17 protein-coding genes are annotated in these 16,920 nt (G+C 38.1%); 11 read left to right on the top strand and 6 right to left on the bottom strand.

Annotation, left to right across the window (positions count from 1 at the left end):
* Positions 1 to 8 precede the first annotated feature (8 nt).
* Positions 9 to 452 carry a peptidylprolyl isomerase gene (locus IEO70_RS16800; protein ID WP_190999538.1) on the bottom strand — a complete coding sequence of 148 codons (444 nt, stop codon included), beginning with the start codon at positions 450 to 452 and terminating at the stop codon, positions 9 to 11.
* A 199-nt stretch (positions 453 to 651) separates the two neighbouring features.
* Between IEO70_RS16800 and IEO70_RS16795 the strand changes: the two genes are divergently transcribed.
* The 4 genes from IEO70_RS16795 to IEO70_RS16785 all read left to right on the top strand — a co-directional run bounded on the left by IEO70_RS16795 (position 652) and on the right by IEO70_RS16785 (position 3,144).
* Positions 652 to 1,119, top strand: coding sequence for a MarR family winged helix-turn-helix transcriptional regulator (locus tag IEO70_RS16795; RefSeq protein ID WP_190999537.1), 468 nt, complete (start codon positions 652 to 654; stop codon positions 1,117 to 1,119).
* Entirely contained in the window at positions 1,094 to 2,275 is a 1,182-nt protein-coding gene (locus IEO70_RS16790) for an MFS transporter (protein WP_190999536.1), read from the top strand. Before IEO70_RS16795 ends, IEO70_RS16790 begins: the two co-directional genes overlap by 26 nt.
* Positions 2,276 to 2,323: 48 nt before the next feature.
* Positions 2,324 to 2,449, top strand: coding sequence for a PDC sensor domain-containing protein (locus IEO70_RS20465; RefSeq protein WP_407949586.1), 126 nt, complete (start codon positions 2,324 to 2,326; stop codon positions 2,447 to 2,449).
* A gap of 74 nt (positions 2,450 to 2,523) precedes the next feature.
* Entirely contained in the window at positions 2,524 to 3,144 is a 621-nt protein-coding gene (locus IEO70_RS16785) for a trimeric intracellular cation channel family protein (RefSeq protein WP_190999535.1), read from the top strand.
* Between the two features lie 57 nt (positions 3,145 to 3,201).
* Here the strand turns inward: IEO70_RS16785 and IEO70_RS16780 are convergent, their stop codons facing one another.
* The 3 genes from IEO70_RS16780 to IEO70_RS16770 all read right to left on the bottom strand — a co-directional run bounded on the left by IEO70_RS16780 (position 3,202) and on the right by IEO70_RS16770 (position 6,033).
* Positions 3,202 to 3,987 (bottom strand): HAD family hydrolase, encoded by a 786-nt coding sequence (locus IEO70_RS16780; RefSeq protein ID WP_190999534.1) that lies wholly within the window; start codon positions 3,985 to 3,987, stop codon positions 3,202 to 3,204.
* Between the two features lie 83 nt (positions 3,988 to 4,070).
* Entirely contained in the window at positions 4,071 to 4,310 is a 240-nt protein-coding gene (locus IEO70_RS16775) for a hypothetical protein (protein WP_190999533.1), read from the bottom strand.
* 151 nt (positions 4,311 to 4,461) lie between these two features.
* Positions 4,462 to 6,033: a glutathione ABC transporter substrate-binding protein gene (locus IEO70_RS16770; RefSeq protein ID WP_190999532.1), complete on the bottom strand. Its 1,572-nt coding sequence runs from the start codon at positions 6,031 to 6,033 to the stop codon at positions 4,462 to 4,464.
* 294 nt (positions 6,034 to 6,327) lie between these two features.
* On the opposite strand from IEO70_RS16770, the gene nikC reads away from it, so the two are divergent.
* From nikC to IEO70_RS16750, 4 genes are read left to right on the top strand one after another with little or no spacing between them, the layout of a single operon-like run.
* Complete coding sequence (gene nikC / locus IEO70_RS16765; protein ID WP_190999531.1) at positions 6,328 to 7,227, top strand: nickel transporter permease; 900 nt, start codon at positions 6,328 to 6,330, stop codon at positions 7,225 to 7,227.
* 21 nt (positions 7,228 to 7,248) lie between these two features.
* A complete protein-coding gene (locus IEO70_RS16760) occupies positions 7,249 to 8,172 on the top strand; it encodes an ABC transporter permease (protein ID WP_190999530.1) in 924 nt (307 codons plus the stop codon).
* Between the two features lie 14 nt (positions 8,173 to 8,186).
* Positions 8,187 to 9,212, top strand: coding sequence for an ABC transporter ATP-binding protein (locus IEO70_RS16755; RefSeq protein ID WP_190999529.1), 1,026 nt, complete (start codon positions 8,187 to 8,189; stop codon positions 9,210 to 9,212).
* On the top strand, positions 9,205 to 10,218 hold the full coding sequence (locus tag IEO70_RS16750) for an ABC transporter ATP-binding protein (protein ID WP_190999528.1): 1,014 nt from the start codon (positions 9,205 to 9,207) through the stop codon (positions 10,216 to 10,218). The genes IEO70_RS16755 and IEO70_RS16750 overlap by 8 nt, the downstream gene beginning before the upstream one ends.
* Before the next feature lie 52 nt (positions 10,219 to 10,270).
* Here IEO70_RS16750 and IEO70_RS16745 read toward each other — a convergent pair whose 3' ends face one another.
* Positions 10,271 to 10,462, bottom strand: coding sequence for a hypothetical protein (locus IEO70_RS16745; protein WP_190999527.1), 192 nt, complete (start codon positions 10,460 to 10,462; stop codon positions 10,271 to 10,273).
* A gap of 26 nt (positions 10,463 to 10,488) precedes the next feature.
* Positions 10,489 to 11,790 carry a UDP-glucose dehydrogenase family protein gene (locus tag IEO70_RS16740; RefSeq protein ID WP_190999526.1) on the bottom strand — a complete coding sequence of 434 codons (1,302 nt, stop codon included), beginning with the start codon at positions 11,788 to 11,790 and terminating at the stop codon, positions 10,489 to 10,491.
* Positions 11,791 to 11,959: 169 nt separating this feature from the next.
* Here IEO70_RS16740 and IEO70_RS16735 point away from each other — a divergent pair, with 169 nt between their 5' ends.
* From IEO70_RS16735 to pepF, 3 genes are all read left to right on the top strand, one after another.
* Complete coding sequence (locus IEO70_RS16735; protein ID WP_190999525.1) at positions 11,960 to 12,892, top strand: LCP family glycopolymer transferase; 933 nt, start codon at positions 11,960 to 11,962, stop codon at positions 12,890 to 12,892.
* A gap of 183 nt (positions 12,893 to 13,075) precedes the next feature.
* Positions 13,076 to 15,022: an AMP-binding protein gene (locus tag IEO70_RS16730; RefSeq protein ID WP_190999524.1), complete on the top strand. Its 1,947-nt coding sequence runs from the start codon at positions 13,076 to 13,078 to the stop codon at positions 15,020 to 15,022.
* A 61-nt stretch (positions 15,023 to 15,083) separates the two neighbouring features.
* Entirely contained in the window at positions 15,084 to 16,871 is a 1,788-nt protein-coding gene (gene pepF, locus IEO70_RS16725) for an oligoendopeptidase F (RefSeq protein WP_190999523.1), read from the top strand.
* Positions 16,872 to 16,920: the final 49 nt, after the last annotated feature.

Here is a 16,920-nt window from a genome sequence, read left to right as displayed (position 1 = left end):
AACATCCATTATTCTTCCCAAACTTTAACTTCTTTCATTACGTCGCCTTGGCGGATATAAAGAACTGTGTCCATATCTTCTGCATTAACTTGACCGAATACTGTATGTACTCCATCAAGATGCGGTTGTGATTCATGAACAATAAAGAATTGTGATGAACCTGTATTACGTCCAGCGTGAGCCATTGACAATGCTCCTGGAACATGTTTATGAGGATTATTAGCAGTTTCACAAGGAATATTTTTGCCGCTTCCGCCAGTACCGTTACCGATTGGACATCCTCCTTGTGCAACAAATCCCGGAATTACACGGTGGAAAGTTAATCCGTTATAGAAACCTTCGTTAGCTAATTTTTTAAAGTTTTCAACAGTAATTGGCGCTTCTTCAGGGAAAAATTCAATATGAATTAATCCACCATTTTCCATTTCAATTGTTCCTAAAGTTTTAGACATGTTAAGTAACATCCTTTCTTTCGCTTAAATCATATTCATTCTACCATTCATCTCAAGAAAAGAGAAATACAATAGTATAAAAACATGAAATACAGCGAAAATTTTTTATTCCATCAGTCAAAATCGCATTTGACTGTTGCTTGTAACGAGCATATACTTAGCTAGGTAACTATTTTACATAGTCAGTAGGTGGACATATTTGAAAGATACGAAACAATTTATTCATTTGCTTCATTTAGCTTCAAGACAGTTCTCCAAATCCTTCAATGATCACTTTGCGCCCGCCGGTTTATACGCTGCTCAATGGACAATCATTCGCTATTTAGCGAAAAATGGCCCTTCTTCACAAGTTGCCATGAGCCAATATTTAGGGGTTGAAGCGCCAACGATGACAAGGACGCTCTCAAGAATGGAGAATGCGGGATTTATTAAAAGAATTGAAGGCAAAGACCGGCGCGAAAAAATTATAACTTTAACAAACCTGACAATCAGTAAAATTCCTGATTGGGATCGAGAAATAAGCCAATTCGAAAATCCGCTATTCGGACCACTGACAGTTTCTGAAGTGGAAACGGCCGAAAAAGTGCTGCAAACACTTATTCTCAATTTAAAACAACAAGATCACACCGGAGGTGTAAAACATGAAGAAAGAAACGATATGGACTAAGGATTTTCTGTTTATATCTATTAACAGCTTCTTTGTCTTTTTAATTTTTTATTCATTAATGACCGTACTGCCCTTCTTCGTATTGGATGAATTGCACCAACCGGAAGAGTCGGTCGGCTTAGTGACGTCGATCTTTTTGCTGGCATCCGTAATAATACGACCATTTGCCGGCAACTGGCTTGATACAATCGGCAGAAGGAAAATTTTATTGCTTGCACTCATTACGTTCTTGCTTTCAACCGGTTTATATTTTATTGCTCATTCATACATTGTGCTGCTCATTCTCCGCTTTTTCCAAGGAATCGGTTTTGGACTTGCGACAACAGCAACCGGAGCAATCGCAGCCGATTTAGTGCCTAAAAGCAAGAAAGGTGAAGGCATTGGCTATTATGGCATGTTCATGAGCATTGCGATGGTAATCGGTCCATATTTGGGACTGCTGCTTATCCAACAATATAGCTTTACTCTTTTATTTATTTTTTGCACTATTTTCGCGCTCCTTTCATTTGTGCTTGCCCTTTTTACGAAACTTCCGGTACAAAACGAACAGCTGGATTTCAACCGAAGTTCAGCAAAGCTCTCTTTCCGTGAACTTTTTGAGTCGAGCGCTATTCCGATTTCGATTACTGCAGGGATTTTCGCGTTATCCTACAGCAGTATTTCTTCATACGTTTCTCTATACGCTGAAGAACTGGGCCTGCAATCGATCGCCGGATTTTTCTTTATCATTATCGGACTGGCCGTCATCATTTCCAGACCATTCACCGGCAAATGGTTTGATTTATACGGAGAAAATAAAGTCATATATCCTGCATTAATTATCTTTATGATTGGTATGATTTTGTTAAGCTTTACTGATAATGCCGCTTTATATGTTGTGTCCGCCGTGATTATCGGATTAGGATATGGAGCTGCCATACCAAGTTTTCAAACGATCTCTGTGCAATATGCACCCGATCATCGACGTGGAGCTGCAACGGCGACCTACTTCTTCTTTTTTGATACCGGATTTGGTATAGGCGCCTTTGTTAATGGAATTATTCAAGCAAAGACAAGTTTTCAATTTATGTTCTTCCTCTCAGGGATGATTATGATTGGTACGATCTTGATTTATTATTTCATTCACGATAAAAGAAAAAATTTGCAAACTATATAAACAACATATAAAGACAGAAGGATAAAACATGGATCGAAGGTGAAATATATGTATCGGAAGTTTTATACTTCCGCACTGACAAAAAAGAAATGCCTGACCATTTCATGTCCGATTTCGTACCAAAATGAAATATTCGGCGTAATAGGTGTTGACTTATCATTAACAACTAAATAGACTAATAACGAACTCAAATATCCGGAGAATATTTGAGTTCGTTTTTCTATTACTATATTTAAATGAGGGATCGTATGGATTTATTTTCGCTTCTTAACATTTTAGGCATAATCGGTTTCTCAATCAGCGGTGCCCTGGTTGCGATCGACGAAGATTTTGATTTGATTGGCATATTTATTTTGTCCTATGTAACTGCCTTTGGCGGAGGGGCAATGCGAAACTTATTGATCGGCGCACCTACGTCCATTTTATGGGAACAATCTGATTTATTTATTCTTGTGCTTGTTGTCATTATCATATTATGTATCTTCCCTTACATATTCACAGACTATTTAAAGTTTTGGATTGATTTATCTGATTCAATCGGACTCGCTTGTTTTGCGATTCAAGCGGCTGCTTTGGCACAGCAATATCAACCAACTTTTGGAGCAATTATTTTATCAGCAATGATTACCGCAATGGGCGGCGGTATATTACGAGATTTGCTTGCTAAACGGAAACCGGTATTTTTATATTCTGGTCTATATGGAACATTTGCTTTCATTGCCGGTGTAGCTGTATATTTTGGTATTAACGACTACACATTGGCTACAACCGCATTGATTTTCATCCTTGTCATCAGCCGGATGCTCGCCATTAAATATTCCTGGAATTTACCCGGCTCCCGGAAAATTGATCGAGCTGACGCAGCGTAAGCCTTTGTACACTAAAAGAACCTACTCCATGCGGAAATAGGTTCTTTTCAAATTATGCTATTTTAAATCATTTAATATAGGAAACAATTGTTCAAGATGTGAAATCTCATATGTCGGTACTACTTCATTTCTTTCTTTATCGTGCCGATTAATCCAGACAGATTTCATTCCGACTCGGGATGCACCAAGTATATCTGTCATTAAATTATCTCCAACCATAATTGCTTCGTCGCTATTCAATCCCATTAGTGATAAAGCATGTTCAAATATCGAAGCATCCGGTTTCCCTCGCCCGAATGCACCGGAGATTACGATTTGCTCAAAATACGGCACTAATTCCGGTGTAATTGCCAATTTCGTATTTTGCAGATTGGGGGAACCGTTTGTTAATAGCAACAGGCGATATTCTCCTTTAAGCTCTTCCAAAACTTGAAACGTCTCTTCATATAGAAATGGTGAATTTTTTCTTTCTAAAGGAAATCTCTCTCCTAATTCCCCACCGAAAACCGGATCGTCTACACCTAACTTCAATAACCCTTTCGTCCACGCTTCTTTGCGATATCCCGGCACAATTTCTTTCATTTTGGCAAATTCAGGCCCTTCATCTGAGAAATTGCCCCACAGTCCTTCAAAAGGATTGATGCCGATCATTTTAGTGAAATCATATGTTTCATATGATGCATACAGTTCCTGAGCCGAAGCACGCACGGCCTCTTCAAGTTTCTCAGGATTGATATTATATTTTTCGCCCGCATAACGGCAAGTAGCTTTAAATGCTTCACTAATACTTTTATGATCCCATAGTAAAGTATCATCTAAATCAAAAAAAACAGCTTTAATCAAGTCATCCACTCCCATTCTGTCTCTTTCTCTATGATACACGCTTTTTATTTGATTGAAAAGTCAGAAAAAATAGTGAAGGCATTTTATTTTAATTTAATCTCTGGAACGTCTTTAGTTAATTCTGTTTCTAATTTATTTAACTCTAATTTTAATTTTTCTGTTTCAAGTAAATAGTTTTCATGTTTTAATTGCTCTAATTTAATTTGATCTTTCATGATAGCCGCTTTTAACTTAGTCTGTTTACGAAAATGATTTGTTATAATTGCTGATAATGGAATAGAAAAAATCATGACGACAGCGACTAAGCCAATAAATTCCCCCATGTACTTCCCCACCTTAATACTATTAATTTACACTTTATAACATTATAGAAAATTATACTATTTACCACCAAAACTTTCTAGATTATCTTACATTTCAAAAAAGAAAAATGCCGGAATTTTAACATTCCGACATTTCTCTTAACAAAATGGATTATTTAAATGTAACGTCTTTGAAGAATGGCGTGCCGCTGAAGTTAACGAATAATCCTTCAACACCATTTTGTCCGAATACGAAATCCGGATGTTGCAAGTATACAACTGGTACTTCTTGCACTAAAATCTCAGAAACTTCTTTGTATGCAGCATTTCTTTCCTCTTGGTCTACACTTTGACGACCTTTATCTAGCAATTCATCTACTTTTTCATTTTTGTAGAATGATCGATTACCAGGGTCACCGAATTGTGAAGAGTGGAATAATGCATATAATCCATAATCCGCGTCAGCAGTAACAGTAGTCCAACCAAGAATGAACATATCATGCTCACCGGCAGCTGTCTTCTCTAGGAACGCGCCCCATTCAACTACTTCAATATTTACAGTGACACCGATTTCTTGTAAATTAGCTTGTACATATTCTGCGATATCCGCACGTTCTTTACTGGCTTCGTTTACCCATAATGTTGTTGTGAATCCATCCGGGTAACCAGCTTCAGCTAATAATGCTTTCGCTTTTTCAGCATCGAATTCTAATGGTTTCAATTCTTGTGAGTTTCCTACAACTGTAGGTGCAAGAGGACCAACAGCCGCTAAACCTTGCTCATCAAGTACGCCACTTACGATACTTTCTTTGTCAATAGCCATTGAGATTGCCTGACGTACTTTCACATCACCAAAAGGCTCTTTTTCTACGTTAAAACCAACATAGTCCATACGTGTTCCATTTACTTTAATTAAATCGATAAAATCAAAGCCTTCAATTGTTTTAACATCTTGTGATCCAACTTGGATTACATGAGCTTCACCAGTCTCGATCATGGCATTACGAGTAGATTGCTCAGGAACAACTACAGCACTGATAGCTTGCAGTTCAGAAGCTTCTCCCCAATAATCATCATTTTTAACTAGATCGATTTGTGCGCCTCGTTCCCACTTTTCAAGTTTGAACGGACCAGTACCAATTGGATTTTCATCTACTTTTTTACCGCCGGATTTTTCTTCTTCAATTGCTGAAGGAGCGATAATTGATCCCGCATTATGAGCAAGGTGTGCCGGAAGCGCTCCGAACGGGAATTCTGTTTTCAATTGAACTGTGTAATCATCAACGATAACTACTTCTGTGATCATATTCAAGATGAATGCTTTCGGAGAAGCCAGTTCTTCAGATAAAATACGATCGATATTCGCTTTGACTGCCTCTGCATTAAAATCAGTGCCGTCATGGAATTTAACACCTTGTTTTAATTTGAATTCCCAAACAGTATCTTCAATTGCTTCGAAAGATTCCGCGAGCATCGGAATAACTGTACCGTCCTCGGAATAATCTACTAGTCGGTCAAAAATTTGTGAAGTAACATTATTTGATTGCGAATCATTTTGACCGTGCGGGTCTAGAGTCGGTGCATCAGAACTAACAGCCCAAACTAATTTGTCGCTTGATTGAGCAGTTTCTTTTTCTTTGTCATCTTCTTTTGAAGATGTATCCTTGCTGTCTCCGCTACACGCAGCTAAAGCAAGTACTAAAGACATAACTAGCATTAGAAACCAATTTTTCTTTTTCTTCATAAGCCTAACCTCCCATAAAAATATTCAATAGATATTTATAATAATCTAAAAATTTAATAATTTCAATATTTTTCTTTTTTTAGTAATATTAAATAAATTTTCTTTTATATGGTTTAATTGGTTAATACTAGTTTTTTGTTTAGTAATTCAATTACTATTCTAGTAAATATATAAACAACTATTTTTCAGAAAATAAAATTTATTGAAATATTTTGAAATACTAGATATTATAAGGAATAACTGTGCGAAAATTTACAGTTATTCTATAAATATACAGAGAGGAAGGAGAATTATATGAGTCAAACTTCAGTTCAGCCACCGATTATTAATTCTGTGGCGAAGGAAAACAAAAAAATGAATAGTTTTTTAGAATTTTATAAAAAGCTATCTAAAAACAAAGCTGCTCTTGCAGGAGCGTTCATCATTATAGTCTTCATCTTACTGGCAATACTCGCACCTATGATTGCGCCGTACGATCCGACAAAAATGAGTCCTGCTGATAAGCTGCAAGGACCTTCTGCTGAGCATTGGCTCGGAACAGACGATAAAGGAAGAGATATATTAAGCCGTTTATTGTTTGGTGCGAGAATCTCTCTGACAGTAGGAATTTTATCCACATTATTAGGAGCGGCTGTAGGAATAGGACTTGGTCTCGTTTCCGGTTATTATGGCAGATGGATCGATTCCCTCATTATGCGCATTTGTGATATTTTATTGGCCTTTCCTGGCATCTTACTAGCTTTAGCGATTGTCGCGATCTTAGGAGCAAGTACAACAAATGTAATTATAGCGGTCGCTTTTTTCGCCGTACCGACTTTTGCGAGAATTGTTCGAGGCTCGGTTTTAAGTGTTAAAAAATTGGAATATATTGATGCTATTCGTGCATTAGGAGCAAATGATTTCAGAATTATATTCAGGCATATACTTCCGAACATTCTCTCACCTATCATTGTGCAAGCAACGTTATATATTGCCTCAGCAATTATTACCGCAAGCGCTCTATCATTCCTTGGAATGGGAACAAAACCTCCAACACCTGAATGGGGAACCATGCTTAGCGACGGACGTTCATACATTAGACAAGCTCCGCATATTACGTTTTTTCCTGGTATGGTTATTTTCTTAGTCGTAATCGGCTTTAACCTATTCGGTGACGGTTTACGAGATGCATTAGATCCAAAAACAAAAAAATAACAAAACAAAGTAGGTGATAGTATGTTCATTTTCATTCTTCGAAGAACACTTCAGATTATTCCTGTAATGATTGGTGTTACTTTAGCTGTATTTTTAATGATGCATTTATTGCCCGGAGATCCTGCTTCAATTATGGCAGGAGAAAGAGCTGATCCTGAGCAAGTCGAACAAATGCGTGAAAATCTTGGACTAAATGATCCGCTGCATATTCAATATTTCAACTATGTAAAAAAAGCGGTACAAGGTGACCTAGGCACTTCAATCCGCACAAAAAGTGATATTGCCAGTGAAATATTCGATAACCGCTTTTGGATTACAGTGCAATACGCAATACTTGGTACAGCATTAGCTGTTATAACTGGTTTAATTATCGGAATCATTTCTGCTACAAAAAAATATTCCTTTACAGACGTCTCTTTAATGATATTTGCTCTATTTGGTCTATCCTTGCCAAATTTCTTTTTAGGAATCGTGTTGATTTATATTTTCTCAGTCGAATTAGGCTGGCTACCGGTAATCGGTTCTGATTCTTGGAAACACTATATTTTACCTACAATTACACTAGCGACTGGTGGTGCAGCAATTATTGCCCGGATGACGCGCTCAAGTATGCTTGAAGTATTGAATCAAGATTATATTAGAACGGCCTATGCTAAAGGTGTAAGCGACCGTCTTGTTATATATAAACATGCCTTGAGAAACGCTTTAATCCCTGTAGTTACTGTAATTGGTTTACAATTCGGAACTTTACTTGGCGGTGCAGTCGTAACTGAAACGGTATTTGCGATTAATGGGCTCGGACGATACATCGTAGACTCGATTCGCGCATACGATTTCCCGGCAGTTCAAGGAACAATCCTTGTCTGCGCAGTACTGTTCGTTATTGTCAATTTTATAGTAGATATTACGTATCGTTTGTTAAACAAACGAATTGACTTAAATTAAGGGTGGTGAAGCATATGTCTTCTACTAAAAAAGAATTAATCTTAGAAGTAAAAAACCTGAGAACTTCCTTCTTTACCGATGAAGGTGAAGTAAAAGCAGTTAACGGTGTCGATTTCTCAATTGAAAGAGGAAAAACAATCGGTATCGTCGGTGAATCAGGTTCCGGCAAAAGCATCACTTCCCTTTCTGTCCTTCGTCTCTTGCAAGAACCTGCAGGAAAAGTTGTTGGCGGAGAGATTATTTTTAAGGGTGAAAACCTTCTGAATAAAAGCAAAAAGGAAATGATGCAGATTCGCGGAAATAACATTTCGATGATTTTCCAAGAACCGATGACTTCCTTAAACCCAACTTTGACATGCGGTGAGCAAATAGCGGAATCGATCCGCATTCACCAAAAGTTGAAACGAAAAGATGCATGGGCAAAAGCTGTTGAGATGCTTCGTTTAGTAGGGATTCCCTCTCCGGAAAAGCGTGCAAAACAATATCCATTTGAGCTATCTGGAGGAATGCGCCAACGTGTCATGATTGCGATTGCCTTATCTTGTAACCCAGAGTTGCTAATTGCTGATGAACCGACAACTGCGCTAGACGTAACTATTCAAGCACAAATTCTCGACTTGATGAAAAAACTACAAGCAGAACTCGGTACTTCTCTCATGCTTATAACGCATGACCTAGGTGTAGTTGCGGAAATGTGTGAAAAAGTAGCCGTTATGTATTGCGGTAAAATTGTCGAATACGCTGAAGTTAATACAATTTTCACAAATCCGAAACATCCTTATACAATTGGACTATTAAACTCTGTTCCAAAACATGACCAAGATTATGAGGGAGATTTATCCGTCATTAAAGGCTCTGTACCGAGTCCATTTAATTTGCCGGCAGGTTGTTCTTTTGCTCCGCGCTGTCCGCATGCACGCGATATATGTCACAATAAACTTCCAAACTTGGAACAGACAACAGACGGTGAACAAGTTCGATGCTGGATTTATACAAATGAATGGGATAAACAAAAGGAGGTTTCGACGGCACATGAATAAAAAACCTTTATTGGAAGTTAAAAATCTAAAACAATACTTCCCTATTAAAGGAGGTATTTTCGGTAGAACAGTAAACTATGTAAAAGCCGTCGATGATGTGAGTTTTGTCATTAATGAAGGTGAAACGGTCAGTATTGTCGGAGAATCCGGTTGCGGTAAGTCAACTACAGGAAGAGCCATTCTTCGTCTTGATGAACCATTTGATGGTGAGATTTATTTCGAAGGTGAAAACATTTTAAAATTAAGCAAATCCCAAATGCGAAAAAAACGGATGGAAATGCAAATCATTTTCCAAGATCCGTATGCTTCACTTAATCCGAGACAAAGAGTCAGCCAAATATTAAATGAGGCACTTTCTATTCAAAATGTCGTTCCGCCAAGTGAACGCCGCCAAAAAATTATCGAACTTTTAGAAAAAGTAGGAATCGGCACTCATCAAATTGATCGACACCCGCACGAATTCAGCGGAGGCCAGCGACAACGGGTCGGCATCGCCCGTGCTCTGTCAGTAGATCCGAAGCTGATTGTCTGCGATGAAGCTGTATCTGCACTTGACGTTTCGATTCAAGCGCAAGTTTTAAACTTGCTGAAAAAGCTGCAGAAAGAATTTGATTTGACATACTTATTCATTTCACATGACCTTGGTGTAGTGCGTCACATTTCTGATCGCATCATCGTTATGTACCTTGGCAAAATTGTCGAAATCGCTGATAAACGCTCTCTGTTTGAAAATCCGCAACATCCGTATACGAGAGCATTATTATCCGCTATACCAAGTACAGATATCACACAAAAGAAGGAACGCATTATTCTGCAAGGAGATGTGCCGTCTCCGATTAATCCGCCATCCGGCTGCCGTTTCCACACACGTTGCCCATATGCGATGGAGCGTTGTAAAACGGAAGATCCTGCACTTCACCAAATTCCGGGACAAGACCAAAAAGTTGCTTGTCATTTAGTTGAAAATGGTGTTGCGGATTATAAGCAATTAACAATGAACTATTAAAATTCAAAATTATAGGGGGTCTCTGAACTGTTCAGAGACCCCCTTCTTCTTTTTATTTATCACTCGTTACTTGTTTTCTTTTAAACCCGCGCACCACTTCAAAATTTTTAATATGTACACCTTCGTTGACCGAAACTGAAGGATCGCCGTCAATAAATTGATCCATCTCTTTTTCTGTCGTAAACCATTTATAGTGAGGCAGTCCGTTTTTTTCATATGTTAATAAATAGTTGTATGATACCATAATCAATCATCTCCATTATAATATTTTTACCTTCCGTCAATCTTCTTACGCCCGATTGATTCATAAACAAGACCCGCTTCTTCGACATCACATAAGCTGAAGCAATTAACAGCGTCAAGTACGATCGGTTGTTCCATATACTCTGTAAAGTCATATACATCAAAATATTTTATGTCTTGCCACTTTGTAAAGATAAAACAAATATCCGCACCGCTTAGCGCTTCTTCTATCGATGAACAATATTCAATATCATCGCCGAAAATTTTTCTGACACATTTAAGTGCAGCATAATCCCAAACTTTAATTATGCCGCCCTCCTCCAGAAGCACTTTTATATAGCTTAAGGCCGGAGCATGCTCAATCATATCTGTTTCCGGTTTACAAGATACACCTAATATTGCAATCGAAAGACCAGCAAAATTGTGATAATACTTCCTTGCTTTGTTTAATAATCTCCACTTATGAATTTCATGCGTTTCTGCTGCAGCCCTTAATGTTCTCGGGTCAATTTCGTGAAGTTGCGATAAATAACTTAACATTTGATTTTCTTTTATGTATGGTACTTCTCCATATCCAAGATTTGTTTGAATAAACTGTTTGCTGATTCGCCTATCTTGCTCCAATCCTCTAATAATATCCTCTATATTCGCACCTGATTTTTCGCAAATAGATGATAATTCAAGCATGAAACCATTATGTACCGCCTTTAGTCCATTTGCTGCGTATTTGAGCAATTCAGCGCTTCTTCTATTAATAATGACAAACGGGCTCTGTACATGCTTGTATGCTTCCCTCATCACAGCTTCTCCGTACTCAGACTCAACGCCTATTACAATATGAGAGGCATGAAAGAAGTCACGTACAGCGCTTCCCAATTGTAGACTATCCGGATTTACGACAAATTCTATCCTGACGTTATTCGCAAGCTCCTCATTTATCATTTGTTCCATTTCTTCATGCGTTCCGACAGGCACTGGAGATTTAATTGTTATAACGCAATTCTTTTCGGCATATTTTGCAGCATCCGCCACACAGTTTCGAATATTTTCCATATCCAAGATTCCCTCTTCATTTATAAGAGGGGGTATAGCAATAATAATGAAATCTGCATATCTGTATGCCTCTTCCTTATTATTTGTAAAGTGAAGCATATCTCTATTTTGTCTCAGCAAATCCCGTACTTCCGGTTCATAAAAAGGAATATTGCCGTTTTTAAGCAACTCTACTTTTTCCTTCTTATCTATACAAGTTACATCATGGCCGCCTTCCGCAAAGCAAACAGCATGAACCAGACCGATATAGCCTATACCTGCTATTGTTATATTCACTTTACAAACCACTTCCTTTATACAGGAACATTCAAACATACTTCATTCTTATAGAGAATTAATTATTCTATACACATTTCTTTAGTTCTTTAAACCTATTTGTATTAAATTTTTTCAATAATATGTATAATAGACTAAGAACATTTTAGAGAATGGAAGGAAATGAAAAGTGAAAAAAAGAGAACATAAGAAAAAGAAGAAAAAAACATGGCTAAAAGTAACTAGCATAATAGTTGGACTTTTAATCTTAGCTGGTGGAGTAACTGCCTACTCTGTATGGAATACAATTGCTAATACTGCCGAAAACATCCATAAACCGATAGAACGTGAAACTGACAAACGGGAAGAGGCTATTACATTAGAAAAACAAGATCCCTTTTCGGTTCTATTACTAGGTGTTGATGAGCGAGAGAACGATCGCGGACGTTCTGATACAATGATTGCCATTACTGTTAATCCTCAAACTAATAGTGTTAAAATGTTGAGCATTCCTAGGGACACACGAACTGAAATTATCGGTCGCGATAAAGAAGATAAAATTAATCATGCTTATGCATATGGTGGCCCCAAAATGTCAATGGACACTGTTGAAAACTTATTAAATATACCCATTGATTATTATGTAAAGGTAAACATGGAAGGTTTTTCTGATTTAGTGGATGCTGTCGGAGGCATAAAAGTAAACAATACATTCGCTTTCTCTTATGAAGGCTTTGATTTCCCTCTAGGTCAAATCGAACTTTCCGGTAATGAAGCATTAAGTTATACACGTATGCGATACGAAGACCCGAATGGCGACTTCGGCAGACAACAAAGACAACGACAAGTAATTGAAGGGATTGTCAGAGAAGGCATGAGTGTTAATTCTATCAAAAACTATCAAAAAATTTTTGATGCACTCGGAAAGAATATTGAAACAAATATGACATTAGCTGAAATAATGTCCATTCAGGAAAACTATCGTGATGCCTTAAATTCTATTGAACAATTAACTGTCGAAAGCAACGGAACTATGATCAATGATATCTATTACGGTATTATTGACGAAGAAGAGATTTCAAGAGTTCAAAAAGAGTTGCAAGAACACCTAAAGGTGAGTTAATATCCCAAAATTTCAATACCACAGAAAGCGGGTCTTCGAATAATCATTAGATTATTTAAAGACCCGCTTTTTTACTTAAACCGCTCTTCTTTTCCTCATACGTTATTTTTTAAAAAAACAGTAATTATAGTAAAAAATTTTAATATTAATATACTAACTAAAATAAACAGTTAGAGGTGAAATATGGACAATCGAGCTATTTGGTCTCCTTCTGATGAGCAATTAAAAAGTTACCGTCTATATAAGTGGATCAAGAAATTAGGGTTTCAAGATTATGATAGTTTTTATAAAAAATCCATTGATGATATCGCCTGGTTTTGGGATGAAGCGGTAAAAGAACTGCATTTAAATTGGTATAAACCTTATGAAGAAACAATACAGACTGAAGAAAATTGGAAATATGCCCGCTGGTTTGTTAACGGGAAAATTAATGTAGCCGAAAATGCTTTAGAAAAATGGGCCCGAACTGGAAAGACGAAAAATAATACCGCATTGACTTGGGAAAATGAAACCGGACTTACCGAAACATATACATATGAGCAATTACAAGGTGAAGTCAATACGATTGCATCCGGGTTTCTTCACCTTGGAATGCAAAAAGGAGATGTAGTCACCTTATTTTTGCCAATGATTCCTGAAACCGTAATTAGTATGTTAGCGCTCGCTAAAATCGGCTGTATCTTTTCTCCTGTTTTTTCAGGATATCGTTCAGATGCTATTGCTGCTCGCCTGAATGCTTCCGGTTCTAAATACATCATTACAGCTGATGGATTTAAAAGAAGAGGTAAATATATAAATATGAAAGAAGAAGCCGATAAAGCGATTGCTTTATACCCTTCTATTAAACACGCAATAATTATAAACCGAAACGAAAACTCTCTTCCTTATAATAACATTGATGTTGCTTGGGACTCCTTAAAACAGTCTCCCCCACTCTCCGAAACACTTCAAACATACAGCGACGATGTTTTCATGCTCATTTATACATCAGGCACGACCGGCAAACCAAAAGGAGCCGTTCATACTCATGGCGGATTTCCGATTAAAGCCGCTTTCGATGCCGGTATCTGCATGGATGTGACCAACAATGATACTTTCTTCTGGTATAGCGATATGGGATGGATGATGGGACCATTCCTCGTTTTTGGCGGACTTATGAACGGTGCCAATGTTGTTCTGTATGATGGAGCGCCTGATTACCCGACTAGTACTCGCCTATTGGAATTATGCAGCAAACATGCTATCACTCACCTCGGCCTCTCTCCGACTCTTGTACGTTCCATGATGGCAAAACCCCGCTTCGACGATCAACCACATGATTTATCTAGCCTTAAAGCCATTTGTTCAACCGGCGAAGCCTGGAACCCAGAGCCTTGGATCTGGCTGTTTAAAACAATCGGTAAAGAACACGTGCCAATCATTAATTATTCCGGTGGCACCGAAATTTCAGGCGGCATCTTCAGCAATATATTGCTCAAGCCAATTTCTCCAATCACGTTCAATTCCCCCATGCCGGGGATGAGCGCTGATGTTTATGACGAAAATGGTCGTTCCATTATCAATGAAGTGGGAGAACTTGTTATTACTAAGCCTTGGGTTGGCATGACGAAAGGTTTTTGGAACGATTCGGAACGCTATGAGCAAGCTTATTGGAAAGTCTATGAGAATGTTTGGGTGCATGGCGATTGGATTTCACGCGATGAAAACGGATTTTGGACAATTACTGGAAGATCAGATGATATTTTAAATATCGCCGGCAAGCGTATCGGCCCTGCTGAAATTGAATCATCTATCATTAAACACCCGCTTGTCATCGAAAGCGCCTGTATAAGTGCGCCTCACCCTATTAAAGGGGAATGCTCCGTCTGCTTTGCAGTTTTAAAGGAAAAAGTAAAACCATCAATTGAACTCGAGAACGAACTGAAGCAACTAACAGCGGCGTCTTTAAGTAAAACATTAACTCCCGAGAATATTTATTTCGTCCCTGCCCTTCCTAAAACACGGAACGGAAAAATTATACGCCGGGTCATTAAAGCCGCCTATTTGAACAAACCTGAAGGCGATTTATCTTCTTTAGACAATCCCGATAGTTTAATAATCATCCGCCGCTTATCGGCTGACTCTAAATGATATGCTATAATGACAACACAGCCGTTTTTGACAGCTGAACTAAATACGAAAGGATGATTTGATGCAAGTTTATAAACAAAGAACCGACGTCCCGCAGCATGAAAAGTGGGACTTAACACACATATACGCTTCTGTTCAGGATTGGGAAGATGACTTCAAAAAAGCCGAAAAACTCGGAAAAGAACTGAAGCAATTTGACGGCAACATCGATAGCGGCCAACAATTGCTGCAATTTTTGCAACTGCAAGAAGAGCTGTCCAAGACGTTCACAAAAGTATTCGCGTATGCGCGTCTGAGCAATGATTTGGACACTCGTGATTCAGCTACACAAGTCTTGCTGAGCCGTTCACAAACTTTAAGCTACCAAATCAGCAAAGCAACATCCTTCTTCACTCCTTTTTTATTAAGTTTGGATGAATCCGTTTTAAAAACATACATAGAAGAAAACGCAGGATTGAAATATTTCGAGGATGATTTGTGGGAAAGCTTCCGTTATAAAAAGCATGTTTTAAGCAAAGAACAAGAAGAAGTCATATCTGCTATGGGTGAAGCCTTGTCTTCTTCATCCAATACTTTTACGATGCTAAACAATGCTGATATTAAGTTTGGCGATGTAACGAATGATGATGGTGAGCAAGTTGAACTGACACGTGGCATGTACACAAAGATTATGGAAAGCGATGACAGAGAGAAACGTAAAGAAGCATACAAGGCTTTCTCTAAGCCATATGTACAATTGAAAAACACATTCGCTTCCACCCTTTCATCAAATATTAAAAACAATGTCACAATGTCGAAGCTGCGCCATTATCCGTCAGCGCTAGAAAAAGCTTTAATGCCGGACGAAGTGCCTCTAGAAGTATACGAAAACTTAATTGCGACTACGAAAAAGCACTTGCATCACTTGCATGCCTATTCTGCATTGCGCAAAGAAATACTCGGTTTAGATGAGCTGCATCAATATGATATGAGCATTGACCTAGTGAAACAATTTAAAAAGGAAATTCCATACGAGGAAGCTTATGAAACGATGCTAACAGCTTTAAAGCCGCTTGGAGATGAATATATCGAAACGCTGGCAAGCTTTAAAGATGCCAATTACATCGATGTCCGTGAAACGCCTGGTAAAATGTCCGGCGCCTACAATTTTGGTGTCTACGGCGTTCACCCATATGTGTTATTGAACCATCAGGACAATCTTGATAGCTTATTCACATTGGCACATGAAATGGGCCATGCAATGCACAGCTACTATTCGAGCAAAACACAACCGTATATTACAGCAAGATATACAATTTTTGTTGCTGAGGTCGCTTCAACTGTCAATGAAGTGTTGCTAATTAACCATTTATTAAAGCAAGCAGACAGCAAAGAAGAACGTAAATATTTATTGAATCACTTCATCGACCAATTCCGAGGCACATTCTTTACACAAGTGATGTTTGCCGAGTTCGAAAAATTGACACATGAAAAAGCGGAAAAAGAAGAAGCGCTGAATGCTGATGTTTTCAATGGAATTTATGAAGATTTATATAAAGAATATTACGGCGATGTAGTTGTACTTGATGAAGAAGTAAAATACAATTGGGCCCGTATCCCACACTTCTATCGTCCTTTTTATGTATACAAATACGCAACCGGCTTCGCTTCAGCTATTGCGATTGCCAAGAAACTGCTGAAAGGGAACAAAGAAGATCAGCAAGCTTACTTGGATTTCTTGAAAAGCGGAAGCTCCGACTACCCGCTTGAGCTGCTGAAGAAAACAGGTGTTGATTTGAATTCTTCAGAACCAATTGAAAGTGCGCTCACTTATTTCGGTGAACTGCTGGAAGAGTTTGCTTCGATTTAAAGCAGATATCTGTTAATATTTAGGAGCTGATACAAAACCCTACTCTAAA

This window comes from Peribacillus faecalis (assembly GCF_014712675.1).
GTDB lineage: Bacteria > Bacillota > Bacilli > Bacillales > DSM-1321 > Bacillus_AD > Bacillus_AD faecalis.
This window is presented reverse-complemented; position numbering and strand designations above follow the sequence as displayed.

Bases quoted from the DNA above. Each gene is read 5' to 3' on its own strand.
- IEO70_RS16785 (WP_190999535.1), top strand. From the start codon at position 2,524: ATGGATTTATTTTCGCTTCTTAACATTTTAGGCATAATCGGTTTCTCA.
- IEO70_RS16755 (WP_190999529.1), top strand. From the start codon at position 8,187: ATGTCTTCTACTAAAAAAGAATTAATCTTAGAAGTAAAAAACCTGAGA.
- IEO70_RS20465 (WP_407949586.1), top strand. From the start codon at position 2,324: ATGTATCGGAAGTTTTATACTTCCGCACTGACAAAAAAGAAATGCCTG.
- IEO70_RS16730 (WP_190999524.1), top strand. From the start codon at position 13,076: ATGGACAATCGAGCTATTTGGTCTCCTTCTGATGAGCAATTAAAAAGT.
- pepF (WP_190999523.1), top strand. From the start codon at position 15,084: ATGCAAGTTTATAAACAAAGAACCGACGTCCCGCAGCATGAAAAGTGG.
- IEO70_RS16775 (WP_190999533.1), bottom strand. From the start codon at position 4,310: ATGGGGGAATTTATTGGCTTAGTCGCTGTCGTCATGATTTTTTCTATT.
- IEO70_RS16770 (WP_190999532.1), bottom strand. From the start codon at position 6,033: ATGAAGAAAAAGAAAAATTGGTTTCTAATGCTAGTTATGTCTTTAGTA.
- IEO70_RS16750 (WP_190999528.1), top strand. From the start codon at position 9,205: ATGAATAAAAAACCTTTATTGGAAGTTAAAAATCTAAAACAATACTTC.
- IEO70_RS16800 (WP_190999538.1), bottom strand. From the start codon at position 452: ATGTCTAAAACTTTAGGAACAATTGAAATGGAAAATGGTGGATTAATT.
- IEO70_RS16745 (WP_190999527.1), bottom strand. From the start codon at position 10,462: ATGGTATCATACAACTATTTATTAACATATGAAAAAAACGGACTGCCT.
- IEO70_RS16790 (WP_190999536.1), top strand. From the start codon at position 1,094: ATGAAGAAAGAAACGATATGGACTAAGGATTTTCTGTTTATATCTATT.
- IEO70_RS16760 (WP_190999530.1), top strand. From the start codon at position 7,249: ATGTTCATTTTCATTCTTCGAAGAACACTTCAGATTATTCCTGTAATG.
- nikC (WP_190999531.1), top strand. From the start codon at position 6,328: ATGAGTCAAACTTCAGTTCAGCCACCGATTATTAATTCTGTGGCGAAG.